This is a genomic window from Streptomyces sp. NBC_00386 (assembly GCF_036063235.1).
GTDB lineage: Bacteria > Actinomycetota > Actinomycetes > Streptomycetales > Streptomycetaceae > Streptomyces.
The window spans coordinates 7,379,888-7,395,920 of sequence record NZ_CP107950.1; the positions used below are offsets into that span (position 1 = coordinate 7,379,888).

General features: G+C 71.3%; 13 protein-coding genes. 5 read left to right on the forward strand and 8 right to left on the reverse strand.

Annotation, left to right across the window (positions count from 1 at the left end):
• Positions 1–100: 100 nt before the first annotated feature.
• Positions 101–2,893 (forward strand): penicillin acylase family protein, encoded by a 2,793-nt coding sequence (locus OG780_RS32425; RefSeq protein ID WP_328454172.1) that lies wholly within the window; start codon positions 101–103, stop codon positions 2,891–2,893.
• Positions 2,894–2,988: 95 nt separating this feature from the next.
• On the opposite strand, the gene OG780_RS32430 is transcribed toward OG780_RS32425, so the two are convergent.
• Together OG780_RS32430 and OG780_RS32435 are read right to left on the reverse strand one after the other, a co-directional pair.
• Positions 2,989–4,311 (reverse strand): serine-threonine protein kinase, encoded by a 1,323-nt coding sequence (locus OG780_RS32430; protein ID WP_328454174.1) that lies wholly within the window; start codon positions 4,309–4,311, stop codon positions 2,989–2,991.
• 125 nt (positions 4,312–4,436) lie between these two features.
• Positions 4,437–5,684, reverse strand: coding sequence for an exo-beta-N-acetylmuramidase NamZ family protein (locus tag OG780_RS32435; protein ID WP_328454176.1), 1,248 nt, complete (start codon positions 5,682–5,684; stop codon positions 4,437–4,439).
• 204 nt (positions 5,685–5,888) lie between these two features.
• On the opposite strand from OG780_RS32435, the gene OG780_RS32440 reads away from it, so the two are divergent.
• The 3 genes from OG780_RS32440 (at position 5,889) to OG780_RS32450 (ending at position 8,967) form a co-directional block, all read left to right on the forward strand.
• Positions 5,889–6,653, forward strand: coding sequence for an SDR family oxidoreductase (locus tag OG780_RS32440; protein WP_328454178.1), 765 nt, complete (start codon positions 5,889–5,891; stop codon positions 6,651–6,653).
• Positions 6,650–8,311 (forward strand): class I adenylate-forming enzyme family protein, encoded by a 1,662-nt coding sequence (locus tag OG780_RS32445; RefSeq protein WP_328454180.1) that lies wholly within the window; start codon positions 6,650–6,652, stop codon positions 8,309–8,311. Before OG780_RS32440 ends, OG780_RS32445 begins: the two co-directional genes overlap by 4 nt.
• Positions 8,312–8,373: 62 nt before the next feature.
• Positions 8,374–8,967, forward strand: a complete 594-nt coding sequence (locus OG780_RS32450) for a TetR/AcrR family transcriptional regulator (protein ID WP_328454182.1) — start codon at positions 8,374–8,376, stop codon at positions 8,965–8,967.
• Between the two features lie 143 nt (positions 8,968–9,110).
• Here the strand turns inward: OG780_RS32450 and OG780_RS32455 are convergent, their stop codons facing one another.
• The 6 genes from OG780_RS32455 to OG780_RS32480 form a co-directional block, all read right to left on the reverse strand.
• Positions 9,111–10,325 (reverse strand): acyl-CoA dehydrogenase family protein, encoded by a 1,215-nt coding sequence (locus OG780_RS32455; protein WP_328454184.1) that lies wholly within the window; start codon positions 10,323–10,325, stop codon positions 9,111–9,113.
• 6 nt (positions 10,326–10,331) lie between these two features.
• Positions 10,332–11,354, reverse strand: coding sequence for a phosphotransferase family protein (locus tag OG780_RS32460; protein WP_326788717.1), 1,023 nt, complete (start codon positions 11,352–11,354; stop codon positions 10,332–10,334).
• Between the two features lie 203 nt (positions 11,355–11,557).
• The gene (locus OG780_RS32465; protein WP_328454186.1) at positions 11,558–11,887 is read right to left on the reverse strand and encodes a DUF202 domain-containing protein; all 330 of its coding nucleotides are present in this window, start codon (positions 11,885–11,887) and stop codon (positions 11,558–11,560) included.
• Positions 11,884–12,276, reverse strand: a complete 393-nt coding sequence (locus OG780_RS32470) for a YidH family protein (RefSeq protein WP_328454188.1) — start codon at positions 12,274–12,276, stop codon at positions 11,884–11,886. Before OG780_RS32470 ends, OG780_RS32465 begins: the two co-directional genes overlap by 4 nt.
• 73 nt (positions 12,277–12,349) lie before the next feature.
• Positions 12,350–12,865, reverse strand: a complete 516-nt coding sequence (locus OG780_RS32475) for an NUDIX hydrolase (protein ID WP_328454190.1) — start codon at positions 12,863–12,865, stop codon at positions 12,350–12,352.
• Positions 12,866–13,046: 181 nt separating this feature from the next.
• Positions 13,047–13,940, reverse strand: a complete 894-nt coding sequence (locus OG780_RS32480) for a DMT family transporter (RefSeq protein ID WP_328454192.1) — start codon at positions 13,938–13,940, stop codon at positions 13,047–13,049.
• Positions 13,941–14,241: 301 nt separating this feature from the next.
• Here OG780_RS32480 and OG780_RS32485 point away from each other — a divergent pair, with 301 nt between their 5' ends.
• Entirely contained in the window at positions 14,242–15,897 is a 1,656-nt protein-coding gene (locus tag OG780_RS32485; RefSeq protein ID WP_328454194.1) for an FAD-binding dehydrogenase, read from the forward strand.
• The last annotated feature ends 136 nt before the right edge of the window (positions 15,898–16,033 follow it).

Sequence of the window (16,033 nt, forward strand, 5' to 3'; positions counted from 1 at the left end):
CCTCACTCGCTGTGAATCCCAAAAACTGACGCATGTTCATCTTCAAACTCGGGGATACCGGCGGTAACGTCCGGCCCACCCCCCGTCGGTAGGAGCTGACATGCCACCGAGCACCCCACGCACCACCTTGGACAGACTGAGAACTCCCCGCCGATTCCCCAAGTTCCTCAAGGCGGCATCCCTATGCGTGCTCATTGCCGGTCTTTTGTCGCCGCTTTCCCCTGCGGCCGCCGCCGACACCTCGGCCGAGGCCGCCGCGAACGACTACTGCGGAGGTCAGTGCTCCGACATCCTGCCGCCCGGTGAGAACGGCAACGCCACCCTCGCCCAGATCCTGCTCAACCAGGTCTTCGGCACCCAGCCCGGTCACGCCGAGGACCAGCTCGGCCTCTACGGCAACCTGCCCTCCGGCTACTCCACGCTCACCGACGCCAAGATCAACGACTTCTTCAACGACGCCTCCTTCGGCGTCGCCTCGGGCCAGGTCGAGTCGACCACCAAGCCCGGCGGCCGCACGGACGTGACGATCGTCCGCGACAAGAAGACGGGCGTCCCGCACATCACCGGCACCACCCGCTACGGCACCGAGTACGGCGCCGGGTACGCCGCGGGCCAGGACCGGCTGTGGCTCATGGACGTCTTCCGGCACGTCGGACGCGGCCAGCTCACCAGCTTCGCCGGCGGCGCGCCCTCCAACCAGGGCCTGGAGCAGGAGTTCTGGCGCAGCGCGCCCTACACCGAGGCCGATCTGCAGGCCCAGATCGACAGCGCGACCAGCAAGGCCGGAGCCCGCGGCACCCAGGCCCTCGCCGACGCGAACGCCTACATCGACGGCATCAACGCCTACATCGACGCCTCCGACAGCGGTCGCTACTTCCCCGGCGAGTACGTCCTGACCGGCCACAAGGACTCCATCACCAACGCGGGCACCATCGACCACTTCAAGCTGACCGACCTGGTCGCGCTGGCATCCGTCATCGGCTCGCTCTTCGGCTCCGGCGGCGGCGGCGAGGTCAACAACGCCATCTCCCTGCTCGCCGCCCAGTCCAAGTACGGTGTCAGCGAGGGCACCAACGTCTGGGAGTCCTTCCGCGAGCGCAACGACCCGGAAGCCGCGCTCACCGTGCACAGCGGCGAGAGCTTCCCGTACGCCTCCAAGCCCGACAGCGCGCAGGGCCAGGCCCTGCCCGACGCCGGCTCGGTGACCCAGGAGCCGCTGGTCTACGACCGCACCGGCAGCGCGGCCGGCGCGAGCGCCACCGGCGCCTCGGCGACCGCGGCCACGACCTCGCTCACCTCCGCCAAGCGCGGCATGTCCAACGCCCTCGTGGTCAGCGGCAAGCACACGGCGAGCGGCCATCCGATCGCCGTCTTCGGCCCCCAGACCGGCTACTTCGCGCCACAGCTCCTCATGCTCCAGGAGATCCAGGGGCCCGGGATCAGCGCACGCGGCGCCTCCTTCGCGGGCCTGAGCATGTACGTCGAACTCGGCCGCGGCCAGGACTACTCCTGGAGCGCGACGACCTCCGGCCAGGACATCATCGACACGTACGCCGTCGAACTGTGCCAGGACGACTACCACTACCTCTACCACGGCACCTGCACGGCGATGGAGAAGGTCGAGCGGACCAACTCCTGGAAGCCGACCACCGCCGACGGCACCGCCGCCGGTTCGTACCGGATGCAGGTCTACCGCACCAAGTACGGGCCCGTTGAGTACCGCGCGACGGTGGGCGGCAAGAAGGTCGCGTACACCACCCTGCGCACCTCATTCCTGCACGAGGCCGACTCGATCATCGGCTTCCAGATGCTCAACGACCCCGACTTCGTGAAGAGTCCGGCCACCTTCCAGAGCGCGGCGCAGAACATCAACTACACCTTCAACTGGTTCTACGCCGACTCGGCGCACACCGCCTACTACAACAGCGGTGACAACCCGGTGCGGGCGAGCGGCGTCGACGCGGAGTTCCCGGTGTGGGCGCAGTCCGCGTACGAGTGGCAGAACTGGGACCCGGCCACGAACACCGCCTCCTACACCCCGGCGTCCGCACACCCCAACTCGGTGGACCAGGACTACTACATCTCCTGGAACAACAAGCAGGCCAAGGACTACACCACGGCCTCCTGGGGCGACGGTTCGGTGCACCGCGGGGACCTGCTGGAGGACCGGGTGTCCAAGCTGGTCGCGGCGGGCGGAGTGACCAGGTCCGCGCTGGTGAAGGCGATGGCCGACGCGGCGCTCGCCGATCTGCGCGCCGAGGACGTGCTCCCCGACCTGCTCAAGGTCGTCAACAGCTCGCCGGTCACGGACTCCACGGCCGCCGCGGCCGTGAGCAAGCTGTCCGCGTGGGTGACGGCGGGCGCCAAGCGCAAGGAGACCTCCGCGGGTTCGCACACCTACGCCGACGCCGACGCGATCCGCATCCTGGACGCCTGGTGGCCGCTGCTGGTGAAGGCGGAGTTCCAGCCGGGGCTCGGCAGCGACCTGTACACCGCGTTCGGCAACAACCTCCCCGTCGACGAAGCACCGTCCGCCGGGCACGGACCGACCGGCTCGCACGCCGGAAGCTCCTTCCAGTACGGCTGGTGGAGCTATGTCGACAAGGACATCCGGGCGGTGCTCGGGGAGTCCGTGCAGGGCGGCCTGCCGCAGACGTACTGCGGCGGGGGCAGCCTCACCGCCTGCCGGGACGCCCTGATCAGCTCGCTGAAGGAGGCGGCCGGCAAGAGCGCGTCGACCGTGTACCCCGGCGACGACCAGTGCTCGGCGGGTGACCAGTGGTGCGCCGACTCGATCGTCCAGCGGACGCTCGGCGGCATCAAGCACGGCAAGATCACCTGGCAGAACCGGCCGACCTTCCAGCAGGTCGTCGAGTACACCTCGCACCGGTGAGCGCGGAGCGGCGCCGCCAGGGCCGCCCCTAGGGGCGATCGGCGCTCAGGGCCTGTCCGGCATGATCCGCCGGACGGGCCCTGAACGGCGGCGGGTCACCTGACGCGGCCCGCCGCCAGCACCACCTGGGCCAGTTCGCGATGACAGATGTCGCTGTGCGCACCCGCCGGGGCGCCGCCCCGGCACACCACCGAGGCGGCGTCGACGTTCACGCACCCCGAGACCGGAAGCCGGGTGCGCAGCGCCTCGGCGAGCGTGAACGACTTCGTCCCCGGCACCGCCTGCACCCCGTCGTGGCCCATCGCGCCCCACTGCGCGCCGAGCGCACGGCCGATGCCGAAGTCCGCCACGACGGACCGGCCGTCCCCCGCCATCCGTGAGGCCAGTGGGTAGACCGTGCCGAGCGCCGAGTCGAAGTGGGAGTAGCAGCACACCAGCGGGCCGTCTATCCGGTGGTACTGGCCGTCCAGCACACCGCTCGCGCGCGGATCGTGGGGCAGCCGCGGGGCGAACGCGTAGTGCGAGAAGGCGCCTTGGAGCAGCGTCACCGACTTCACCGCGTGCACTCCGGGCGGCAGTCCGCGCAGCGCGAAGGAGACCAGCCGGGCGCCGAAGCTGTGCCCGACCAGATGCACCCGCACGTCAGGTGCCGCCGCCGCGAGCTGACCGACCGCCCGGCCGAGCCCGCGCTCGCCGACCGTGCCCGCGCGTCTCTTCATGGCGTAGTACGTCGCCTGGCGCAGCAGTTCGAGCGCTCCGTCCCACAGCCGGGGCGGCGCGAACGTCTCGGCGCCGGGGGTCCCGGTCCCGGCGAGCGCCTGCGCGAACTCGGCGCACACCGTCGCGGTGTCCCCGAAGAGCATCTCGGGATCGCTCTCCGGTACGCCCTCGGCGAGGGTGTCCGCCGCGAAGGAGGCCTGCGGACCCCCCGGCCGGATCTCGACGAGCAGCCGTACGAGCCGGCCGAACTCCTCCAACGAGGCTCCCTCGTCAGGTTGCTGGTCGAGCAGCCGGGCGATCTGTTCGACCACGGTGGCGCGGCCGGGGAACACCTCCAGAAGGGCGTGCCGGGTGTTCTTGCCGAGCGGCGAGGTGCTGTCCTCGGTGACATCGGGGGCCACGGACGGGGAGAAGTCCGGGATCGGTTCGTCCGAGAACCGCATGGAGGGCCAGACCACCCCCACGTATCCGAGCCGCGCGGCCGGCGCGAGGCCGGGGACGGGTTCGAGGAACTGGCTGAACAGCCGGGTGGCCGCGGAACGGTCGTTGTTCCAGCCGTGCGCGAAGACGATCAGGTCGCGGACCTTTCGCCGCGGTACCTCCTCGAGCCACCGGTCCCGTCGGCGGCCGTCCACGTCCCCGTCCGCGTCGAAGGCCAGTTCCCAGTAGGGAGAAACGCTCACTGCCGGTTCCGTCATGTCAGGCCCCCTGACCCCGCGGGCGGTGCGATATGGGCGCATCGTCCACCCGGCGGGGAAAGTTGGCCATACATGACGACCTATCCGTCACGCAGACTCACTCGTTCGTGGAAGCGGGCCCTGTCCTACTTGTAGATGAGGTAGTGCTTCCGGACCCTGCGGAAGGCCTCCAGCTCGTCCTGCCAGGCCGCCACGACCTCGTCGGTACCGGCACCCGCGTCGATCATCGTGCGCACCAGCGTCGAGCCCGTCAGCTTGTCGATCCAGTTGTCGGAGCGCCAGGCGAAGCCGCTCCACACCTTCTTCGCGGTCACCAGCAGGGCGATCCCGGTACGGACGGGCTCGAACGCCGCCCGGTCGTGCACATGGATCTGGACGCCCCCGATGGTCTTTCCCTGGAACTTGGAGAAGGTGGGAGCGAAGTAGGCCTCCCTGAAGTGCACGCCGGGCAGCCCCGGTTCACCGGCCGCCGCGGCCCAGCGCCCGTCGAGGCCCTCCGCGCCGAGCAGTTCGAAGGGGCGTGTCGTACCCCGCCCCTCCGACAGGTTCGTCCCCTCGAAGAGGCAGGTCCCGGAGTACACCAGTGCGGTGTCCGGCGTCGGCATGTTCGGGCTCGGCGGCACCCAGGGCAGCCCCGACGCGTCGTAGAACCGGTCACGTCTCCAGCCCGACATGAGCACGGTGTCCAGTTCCACGGGTGCCGTCAGGAACTCCCCGTTGAAGAGCCGGGCCAGTTCCGCCACCGTCATCCCGTGCGCCTGCGCGATCGGCTGCCGCCCGACGAACGTCGCGAACTCCTTGTGCAGGACGGGCCCTTGGGCCGAGCGCCCGGTGACCGGGTTCGGCCGGTCGAGGACCACGAACCGTTTTCCGGCGAGCCGCGCCGCCTCCATGCAGTCGTACAGCGTCCAGATGTACGTGTAGAAGCGCGCCCCCACGTCCTGGATGTCGAAGACGACGGTGTCCACGCCGGACGCGGTGAAGATGTCGGCGAGGGCCTGACCGCTCTTCAAGTACGTGTCGTAGACGGGCAGTCCGGTCGCCGGATCGTCGTAGCGTCCCTCGGACCCGCCCGCCTGCGCGGTGCCCCGGAAACCGTGCTCGGGGCCGAAGACGGCGGTCAGGTCCACCCGGGCGTCGGCGTGCATGACGTCGACGATGTGCCGGACGTCGCGGGTGACGCCCGTGGGGTTGGTGACCATGCCCACACGGGCGCCGTCGAGCAGGGCGTACCCGTCCCCGGCCAGACGCTCGAAGCCGGTGCGCAGCCGGGTACCGGGGCTCGCGGTACGCGCCGCCGCTTCGGCGGACAGGGGGGTCAGGGCGGCCGCGGCGGTGCCGGCCGCGAGCAGTGACCGTCGGGACATGCGCATGGTGGGACCTCCGTGATCGCGGAAGGCTGGCACAGGCACGCTAAGGGCTTCCGGGGGAAGTTCGTAGGGCGCGGACCCGACCGGCCTGTCGTGGCTCGTCACGGCGCCGTCCGCGCGGCGGCCGGGAACCCTTCCCTTGGTACATACCGACCGGTTAGTCTGGCGTCGCAGCAGAGCCGTGTCACGTCGCGTCGAAGGAGACCCGTGGTGGAAGCCATGCAGGGTGCGGGAGTCGTCGTCACCGGAGCGGGGGGCGGGATCGGGGCCGCGCTGGCCCGCCGTTTCGCCGCCGAGGGAGCTCGGGTCGTGGTCAACGACCTCGACGCGGCCAAGGTGAAGGCCGTGGCCGACGAGATCGGCGGCATCGCGGTCGTGGGCGACGCCTCCGCGATCGTGGCCGAGGCCCGCGACGCCCTCGACGGCACCGTCGACGTCTACTGCGCGAACGCGGGAGTCGCCTCGGGCGGCTCCGAGGCGGCCGACGAGAGCGTGTGGGCCCTGGCCTGGGACGTCAACGTGATGGCCCATGTACGCGCCGCCCACGCACTGCTCCCGGACTGGCTGGAGCGCGGCAGCGGCCGGTTCGTCTCGACCGTCTCGGCCGCCGGACTGCTCACGATGATCGGCGCCGCGCCGTACAGCGTCACCAAGCACGGCGCGTACGCGTTCGCCGAGTGGCTGTCCTTGACGTACCGCCACCGCGGTGTGAAGGTGCACGCGATCTGCCCCCAGGGCGTGCGCACCGACATGCTGGAGGCCACCGGCAGCGCGGGCGATCTGGTGCTCCAGCCCACCGCCATCGAGCCCGAGGCCGTCGCCGACGCTCTCATGAAGGGCATCGATCAGGACCGCTTCCTGATCCTGCCGCACCCCGAGGTCGCCGGGTACTACCAGGCGCGGGCCGCCGACCCCGACCGCTGGATGACGAACATGAACCACCTCCAGCAGAAGTGGGAGACCGCCGAGTGACCCGCTACTCCGACAAGCCCTGGACGGCCCTGCTCAGCGAGGCGCAGCGCGGTCCGGTGAACCCCGCCGACACCCTGGTGCACGCCCTCGCGGACGTGGTCGCGCACACCCCGGACCGCACCGCGCTCGCCTACTTCGACGGACGGCTGAGCTACCGCGAGATCGACGAGCTGAGCGACTCCGTGGCCGGGCACCTCGCCGCCCGGGGCGTGGAACGCGGCGACCGCGTGGCGATCATGCTCCAGAACTCCCCGCACTTCGTGCTCGCCCTGCTCGGCGCGTGGAAGGCCGGCGCGACGGTCGTGCCGGTCAACCCGATGTACAAGTCCGGCGAGGTCCGGCACGTCCTGCACGACGCCGAGACGATCGCCCTCGTCTGCTCCGACCGCGCCTGGGACGCGTATCTGCGCGAGACCGCCGCCGACTCGCCCGTACGCGTCGTCCTGACGGCCTGTGAACGGGACCTCCAGACCCGCGACGACGAACGCGTGCTGGCCTTCGGGCGGCTGCCCGTGGACGAGGCGGCCGACGACCTCCTCGCCGTCGCCCGGCACGGGCACAAGGCACCCGGCGACCGCGCCCTCGGCCCCTCCGACATCGCGCTGGTCAGCTACACCTCGGGCACCAGCGGCACCCCCAAGGGGGCCACCAACACGCACGGCAACATCATGTACAACGCCGAGCGGCAGCGGACCGGCCTCGCGCTGCCCGAGGCGCCCGTCTACTTCGCGATGGCACCGCTGTTCCACATCACCGGGATGGTCTGCCAGCTCGCCGCCTGCCTCGACAGCGCGGGCACGCTGGTCCTCGCCTACCGCTTCGAGGCCGGGGTCGTCCTCGACGCCTTCGCCGAACACCGGCCGCTCTACACCGTCGGCCCCTCGACCGCCTTCATGGCGCTGGCCGCCCACCCGGACGTCACACCGGACCACTTCTCCTCCTTCGTGAACATCTCCTCCGGCGGGGCCCCGCTGCCGCCGGCCCTCGTCGAGCGGTTCCGGGCCGGCTTCGGGCCGTACATCCGCAACGGTTACGGCCTCACCGAGTGCACCGCGCCCTGCGCCTCCGTGCCCCCGGGGCTGGAGGCGCCGGTGGACCCGGCCTCCGGGACCCTCGCCGTGGGCGTGCCCGGACCGGACTCGGTCGTGCGCATCGTCGACGACCTCGGCCAGGAGGTCCCCTTCGGAGAGCAGGGCGAGATCCTCGTCCGCGGTCCGCAGGTGGTGCCCGGCTACTGGCGCCGTCCCGAAGCCACCGCCGAGACCTTCCCGGACGGTGAACTGCGCACCGGCGACATCGGCTTCATGGACGAGAACGGCTGGCTCTACGTGGTCGACCGGAAGAAGGACATGATCAACGCGTCCGGCTTCAAGGTCTGGCCACGCGAGGTCGAGGACGTCCTGCACACCCACCCGGCGGTCCGCGAGGCGGCCGTCGTCGGGATCCCGGACGGCTACCGCGGGGAGACCGTCATGGCGTACATCAGCCTGCGGCCCGGAGCCGCCGAGGACCCCGACGCGCTGGCCGCGTACTGCAAGGAGAGACTGGCCGCCTACAAGTATCCGCGGCGGGTGGAGATCCTGCCCGAACTGCCGAAGACGGCGAGTGGGAAGATCCTTCGTCGGGAACTGCGTTCCCGGTCCCAGGACTCCCAGTAGTCTCCAGGACTCCTCGCAGACGACGGATACCGATGTGAACGCACGGAAGGCAGGTGGCGGCAGTGCCCAGGACGACGGACGGTGACGGTACGCCCGTCCCGCAGCGGCTCCTTGCCGCCGCCACCCGGCTCTTCGCCGAGCAGGGCTACGACCGCACCTCGGTGCAGGAGATCGTCGAGGCCGCGGGCGTCACCAAGGGGGCGCTGTACCACTACTTCGGCTCCAAGGACGACCTCCTGCACGAGGTCTACGCGCGCGTGCTGCGCCTCCAGCAGGAGCGGCTGGACGCCTTCGCGGACGCCGACGCGCCGGTCGAGGAGCGGCTGCGGCGCGCGGCGGCCGACGTGGTCGTCACGACCATCGACAATCTCGACGACGCCTCGATCTTCTTCCGGTCGATGCACCACCTGGGCCCCGAGAAGCTCAAGCAGGTGCGGTCCGAGCGGCGCCGCTACCACGAGCGCTTCCGCGCCCTGGTCGAGGAGGGCCAGAAGAAGGGCGTCTTCTCCACGGCCACCCCCGCCGACCTGGTCGTCGACTACCACTTCGGCTCGGTCCACCACCTGTCCACCTGGTACCGCCCCGACGGCCCCCTGGCCCCCCAAGAGGTCGCCGACCACCTGGCGGACTTGTTGCTGCGCGCCCTGCGCCCCTGACGACGTCTCGTCCTCGATCGCCGGAGGGGCTGATTCTTCAGCCCCTCCGGCGATCGAGGAGCGGGGGTCCGGGAGCAGCGCCCCGGGTACGGGACGGGCAGGGGCGGAGGGGGCGAAAACCAGCCCCCTCGCACCGCACGGCGTCACATGTACTTCTTGATCTCCCGGTACGCCAGCGAGCGCTGGTGGACCTCGTCGGGACCGTCGGCGAGCTTCAGCGTCCGCGCGGCGGCCCACAGTTCGGCCAGCGGGAAGTCCTGGCTGACGCCGCCGGCACCGTGCAGCTGGACCGCCTTGTCGAGGATGTCCACCACCGCGCGCGGAGTGGCGATCTTGATGGCCTGGATCTCGGTGTGGGCGCCCTTGTTGCCGACGGTGTCCATCATCCAGGCGGTCTTCAGGACCAGCAGACGAAGCTGCTCGACGGTGACCCGGGCGTCGGCGATCCAGTTCTGCACGACACCCTGCTGGGCCAGCGGCTTGCCGAACGCCGTACGGGACACCGCCCGGCGGCACATCAGCTCGATGGCCCGCTCCGCCATGCCGATCAGCCTCATGCAGTGGTGGATCCGGCCCGGACCGAGCCGCGCCTGCGCGATGGCGAACCCGCCGCCCTCCTCGCCGATCAGGTTGCTCGCCGGGACGCGGACGTGATCGAAGACGACCTCCGCGTGCCCGCCGTGGGAGTGGTCCTCGTAGCCGTACACCTGCATCGCGCGCCGGACCTCCAGGCCCGGGGTGTCGCGCGGGACCAGGATCATCGACTGCTGGCGGCGGATGTCGGCGCCGTCCGGGTCCGTCTTGCCCATCACGATGAAGATCTTGCAGTCGGGGTTCATCGCCCCGGAGATGTACCACTTGCGGCCGGTGACGACGTACTCGTCGCCGTCCCGCTCGATGAGCGTGGTGATGTTCGTCGCGTCCGAGGAGGCGACCTCGGGCTCCGTCATCGCGAACGCGGAACGGATCTCCCCGGCCAGCAGCGGCTCCAGCCACTGCTTGCGCTGCGACTCGTCACCGAACTGGGTGAGCACCTCCATGTTCCCGGTGTCCGGAGCGGCGCAGTTCAGCGCGGTGGGCGCCAGGTGCGGGCTGCGGCCGGTGATTTCGGCGAGCGGAGCGTACTGGAGGTTGGTCAGCCCGGCTCCGTACTCGGAGTCCGGCAGGAAGAGGTTCCACAGACCCTGCCTGCGGGCCTCGGCCTTCAGCTCGCCGACCACGGCGGGCGTGTCCCACGGCGAGGCCAGCAGGGCGCGCTGCTCCTCCGCGACGGCCTCCGCCGGGTACACGTACTCGTCCATGAAGGCGAGCAGCTTCCCGCGCAGCTCTTCGGTGCGCGCGTCGAATGCGAAGTCCATGGCGGATCAGCCTTCCTGAAGGGTGGTCAGGCCGTGCTCGATGAAGACGGGAACCAGCTCGCCGATGCGGTCGAAGCCCGCGCCGACCGTCTGGCCCTTGGTGTAGCGGTAGTGGATGCCCTCCAGGATCACGGCGAGCTTGAACCAGGCGAAGGCCGTGTACCAGGAGACCGCGGAGACGTCGCGCCCCGAGCGCGCGGCGTACCGCTCGACGATCTCGCTCGCCGGGGGGTGTCCGGCGGCCGAAGCGGTCGTGCTGATGGGGGAGTCGGGCAGCTCCAGGCGCGTGCTGTACATGACCAGCAGCCCGAGGTCGGTGAGCGGGTCGCCGAGCGTGGACATCTCCCAGTCCAGGATCGCCCTGATCCGGTCGTCGGGTCCGATCAGCACGTTGTCGAGCCGGTAGTCGCCGTGCACGACGGTGGGTGCGGGGGAGGTGGGCAGTTCACGGCCCAGAGCCGCGTGGAGTTCGTCGATGCCGGCCAGCTCGCGGTTGCGGGAGGCGGCCAACTGCTTGCCCCAGCGCCGCAGTTGCCGGTCGAGGAAGCCCTCCGGGCGGCCGAAGTCGGCGAGGCCTACCGCGGCGGGGTCCACCGCGTGCAGTTCGACCAGGGTGTCCACCAGGCCGAGCACGGCGTCGCGGGTGCGCTGCGGGCCGAGCGGGGCGAGCTGGTCGGCGGTGCGGAAGGGGGTGCCCTCCACGAACTCCATGACGTAGAACGGGGCGCCGAGCACCGACTCGTCCTCGCACAGCAGCACGGGGTCCGGGACCGGCACGGCCGTCGGGTGCAGTGCGCTGATCACCCGGTGCTCACGCCTCATGTCGTGCGCCGTGGCCAGCACGTGGCCCAGCGGAGGCCGTCGTACGACCCACCGGGCGGTGCCGTCGGTGACCGCGTACGTGAGGTTCGACCGTCCGCCCTCGATCAGCCGGCCGCTCAGCGGGCCGTTCACCAGTCCGGGCCGCTCACGGTCGAGCAGGCCGCGCAGCCGGTCGAGATCGAGACCTGGCGGGTGGTCCGGGCTCATCTGTCGCTCCTCAGCACACGGGTATCGGGACATGACCATGATGCCGACCAGTCGGTATGTCGTCCAGCCGCTGGGCCAAACGTGATCGGCGTCTCGCCCGGACGAGCGCCGCTCCGGGGGAGCCGGCACCCGGAAGACCCGACGCCTGGACCCGACGGCCGGAAGACCTGACACCTGGACCCGACGCTCGGAAGACCCGACGCCTAGAACACCAGCGCCACGGCGAACACGGCCAGCGCCACCGTGCACAGTGCCGTCGCCGCGGCGAGCCGGGGCGCGAGAGCGGCCGGACCCGCCGGGCCCGCGGCCGTCAGGGTCCGGATGCGACGGTGGGCGAGGGCCAGGAACGCGAGCCAGGCGACGCAGCAGAACGCGAACGCCAGGATCCCGGCGGCCGAGTCCCGCTCGTGCAGGGCCGCCTTCGCGGCGAGCACGGCCGCGACGGTGCAGGAGAGGGTCGTGCGGCGCCAGGCCAGCCGGGTGCGTTCCGGCTGGAGGCCCGGATCGCGCTCCTCCCGGAGAGGGGTGGTCATCCCGCCCAGCCGACGAGGACGACGACGACCATCGCGACCGCGACGACCGCGACGACGATGCTCAGCAGCGCCGGGAAGCGCGACACCGGCAGGTCCTCGCCCCGCCGCATCGCCCGCTCGCAGCGCACCCAGTGATTGACGGCCCGCAGCGCGCAGAGCACGCCCGCCGCCAGCAGCGCCAGGGCCAGACCCGCCCGCCAGGCCCAGCGCAGGTCCGGCAGGAACTGGTCCACGGCGAAGCCGCCGCCGATGAGTGCGAGCGCGGTGCGCAGCCAGGCCAGAAAAGTCCGCTCGTTGGCCAGCGAGAACCGGTAGTCCGGGGTCTTGCCCTCGGACCGGATCTCCTGCGGCGCGAACCACAACCGGACATTGCGCACGAGTTCGATCACGCCCAGGACCCTACCGGGGGGCCTCGGGCGGGGCTCCTCCGGTGCCGCCCCGACCGCGTCCGGCCGGGGCGGATCAGTCCATCGCCCGGTAGTCGGTGAGCCGCTCGTAGGCCGCCAGCCCGTCCGGCACCCACGTCCACTCCTCCAGCCGGCGCTCCACCTCGTCCTCGGTGAGGAAGTCGTGCCAGGCGACCTCCTCCGCCTGCGGGTTCACCGGAAGCTCGCAGCGGACCTCGTACACGGCCGACCACCAGGTCGCGCCGGCCCCGTCGTCGTACAGGAACTTGAACAGCGGAGTCGGCCGGGGGAGCCCGGAGACGCCGAGTTCCTCCTCGGCCTCGCGGAGCGCCGCGTCGTCGTAGGACTCGCCCGCGCCGACGACCCCGCCCACGAACATGTCGTAGAACGAGGGGAACACCAGTTTGGTGGGGGTGCGCCGATGGACGAAGAGCCGGCCCCGGGCGTCCCGCGCCTCGATGAACACGGCCCGGTGGCGCAGCCCGCGCGCGTACGCCTCCCCGCGCGGGGACTGCCCGATGATCTCGTCGTTCTCGTCCACGATGTCGAGGATCTCGTCAGCGGCACTCATGGGTTCCATCCAAGCAGCTCCGGGCTCCGCGGTGGCGGTGCTCGCGGCCGTCGGGGTGGTGTGCGGGGCCGTCGGGGTGGTGAGCCGGCCTGTCGGCCGGGGCGTGGGCCGGATGGCGTGGTGCACGGCCTCGACGGCGGCCGGGTACGGCGTCACGGGGCCGGGCGGTCCGGGGGCTCGCTCAGTGCGGCTGGAGGTCCCGCGAGCGTTCCGGTTCCGCGGTGCCGGAGGGCATCGCCGGGTGCATGCCCAGCAGGACGATCCCCGTCACGATGCCGGCGAGCCCCGCGGCCTGCCAGGCGAGGGCGCCCGCGTCGGTGCGCAGCTGGTCCCCGAGGAAACCCACCCCGCAGACGATCCCCGCCAGCGGCTGGGCGGCGGTCAGCGCGGGCAGCGACATGCGCAGCGGCGCGGTCTCGAAGGCGCTCTGGACGAGGATCAGCCCGGTCACGCCGAGGACGAGCACCGCGTACGGCTGCCAGCTGGTGAGCAGCTCGGCCAGCCCGTCGGCACTGAACCGCTGGCCGCTGACCCGGGTGAGCGCGTCCTGAAGGCCGTACAGCAGGCCGGCGGCGGTGGCGAGCAGCACGGGTCCGGCGCTCAGCCGGGACCGTTTCGCACAGGTGGTGAGCAGCACGGCGAGCCCGACCACGATCCCGATGATCAGCCAGTGCCGCAGCGGGTCGTCGACGGCCTCGCCGCCCTGTGGCTGCCCGGCCACGATGAACGCCGAGACACCGCCGGCGAGCAGCAGCAGCCCGGACCAGCCCTGCCGGCCCAGCGGCTGTTTGGTCTGATGCCGGGAGAGCGCCAGCGCGAAGAGCAGGTTGGTGGCGAGGAGCGGTTCCACCAGCGAGACCTCGCCGTTGCCGAGCGCGATCGCCCCGAGGACCATGCCGCACACCATGAGTCCGATACCGCCCAGCCAGCGGGGGACCCGGATGAGATCCAGCAGGATGCGCGGCGAGAGGAAGTCGCTGAGCGGGGCGTGCGAGGCGGCGTTCTGCTGGAGCACGAACCCGAATCCCAGGCAGCAGGCCGCGCTCACGGCGAGGACCAGAACCAGTACCGACACGCTGGGTACCTCGATGCGTCAGAAGTCGGGGCGGGCCAGTGTTGCGTATCCCGCCGACTGTAGTGCCATGGTCCGCGCGCCCGCCCCCGGGAACAACCGGAACCAGGCAGTTGACTCGGTCACCTTTCGTACCGAAGGATTCGGACCGATCAGTAACAAGTGCTGGTCGGCCGCGTGGCCGACCGGCATCGATGTCTCCCCAACCAGCGACGCCACCGATCGGTTCGTGACAAACGTCATCAGGTCGTCCCCCGTGACGCCGACCCGATCCGACCCGTCGGATTGCCGAGAGGACGGGCCCATGGCCTACGACGCAGATGTGATCGTCATCGGAGCGGGCCTCGCCGGGCTCGCGGCGACCGCGGAGCTCGTCGACGCCGGCCGCAAGGTGATCCTCCTCGACCAGGAGCCCGAGCAGTCGATCGGCGGCCAGGCGCACTGGTCCTTCGGCGGGCTCTTCTTCGTCGACTCGCCCGAGCAGCGCCGCATGCGGATCAAGGACACGCACGAGCTGGCCCTCCAGGACTGGATGGGCACGGCCGCCTTCGACCGGCCGGAGGACCACTGGCCGCGCCGCTGGGCCGAGGCGTACGTCGACTTCGCGGCCGGCGAGAAGCGGTCCTGGCTGCACGCGCAGGGCGTGCGCTTCTTCCCCGTGGTGGGCTGGGCCGAGCGCGGCGGCTACGACGCCAACGGGCACGGCAACTCGGTGCCGCGCTTCCACATCACCTGGGGGACCGGGCCCGGCCTCGTCGCGCCCTTCGAGCGCCGGGTACGGGAAGGGGTCGCCCGCGGACTGGTCGAGCTGCGGTTCCGGCACCGGGTCACCGGTCTGTCCCGCAGCGCGGGCTCCGTCGACACCGTCACCGGGGAGATCCTGGAGCCGTCCGGCATCGAACGCGGACAGGCCAGCGGCCGCACGGTCACCGGCGCCTTCGAGCTCAAGGCCCAGGCCGTGATCGTGACCTCCGGCGGCATCGGCGGCAACCACGACCTCGTGCGCGCCAACTGGCCTGAGCGGCTGGGCACCCCGCCCGAGCGGATGATCTCCGGTGTCCCCGCCCACGTCGACGGCGCCATGCTCGGGATCGCGGAGGAGGCCGGCGCCCGCCTCATCAACCGCGACCGCATGTGGCACTACACCGAGGGCATCCAGAACTGGAACCCCATCTGGGACAAGCACGGCATCCGCATCCTGCCGGGCCCCTCGTCCCTCTGGCTGGACGCGCGCGGCAACCGGCTGCCCGTACCGCTCTTCCCGGGCTTCGACACGCTCGGCACCCTCGAACACATCATGAAGACCGGGTACGACTACACCTGGTTCGTGCTCGACCAGAAGATCATCGGCAAGGAGTTCGCGCTCTCCGGCTCGGAGCAGAACCCCGACCTGACCGGCAAGTCGATCCGCGGCGTCCTCGGCCGGGCCCGCGCGGACGTGCCCGGACCGGTGAAGGCGTTCATGGACAACGGTGTCGACTTCGTCGTCGAGAAGGATCTCGGCGCGCTGGTGCGCGGGATGAACGCGCTCACCGAGAAGCCCCTCATCGACGAGGCGGCGCTGCGCCACGAGATCGTCGCGCGGGACCGGGAGATCGCCAACCCCTTCACCAAGGACCTCCAGGTCATGTCGATCCGGGGGGCCCGCAACTACCTCGGCGACAAGCTGATCCGCACGGCGAGCCCGCACCGCATCCTCGACCCCGCGGCCGGCCCGCTGATCGCGGTGCGGCTCAACATCCTGACCCGCAAGACCCTCGGCGGCCTGGAGACGGACCTCTCCTCGCGGGTGCTGACCGAGGGCGGCGACCCGCTGGAGGGTGTGTACGCCGCCGGTGAGGCCGCCGGTTTCGGCGGCGGCGGAGTCCACGGCTACCGCTCGCTGGAGGGCACCTTCCTCGGCGGCTGCCTCTTCTCCGGCCGCACGGCGGGCCGGGCGGCGGCCAAGGCGGTGAAGTGATCGCGTCCCGGGTGGTTCACGGGCCCGGGCGATCGCGTCCCGGGCGGCCCGCGGGCTGAGCCGATCACCTCCGGACGGCCGTCGCAGTCCCCGGCCGTCGCGGCCCCCGGCCCTCGCGGCCGGGGACCGCGTCCAA

Excerpts from the sequence above, each read along its gene's own strand:
- OG780_RS32425 (WP_328454172.1), top strand. The coding sequence starts at position 101 with ATGCCACCGAGCACCCCACGCACCACCTTGGACAGACTGAGAACTCCC.
- OG780_RS32430 (WP_328454174.1), bottom strand. The coding sequence starts at position 4,311 with ATGACGGAACCGGCAGTGAGCGTTTCTCCCTACTGGGAACTGGCCTTC.
- OG780_RS32435 (WP_328454176.1), bottom strand. The coding sequence starts at position 5,684 with ATGCGCATGTCCCGACGGTCACTGCTCGCGGCCGGCACCGCCGCGGCC.
- OG780_RS32455 (WP_328454184.1), bottom strand. The coding sequence starts at position 10,325 with ATGGACTTCGCATTCGACGCGCGCACCGAAGAGCTGCGCGGGAAGCTG.
- OG780_RS32460 (WP_326788717.1), bottom strand. The coding sequence starts at position 11,354 with ATGAGCCCGGACCACCCGCCAGGTCTCGATCTCGACCGGCTGCGCGGC.
- OG780_RS32465 (WP_328454186.1), bottom strand. The coding sequence starts at position 11,887 with ATGACCACCCCTCTCCGGGAGGAGCGCGATCCGGGCCTCCAGCCGGAA.
- OG780_RS32475 (WP_328454190.1), bottom strand. The coding sequence starts at position 12,865 with ATGAGTGCCGCTGACGAGATCCTCGACATCGTGGACGAGAACGACGAG.
- OG780_RS32485 (WP_328454194.1), top strand. The coding sequence starts at position 14,242 with ATGGCCTACGACGCAGATGTGATCGTCATCGGAGCGGGCCTCGCCGGG.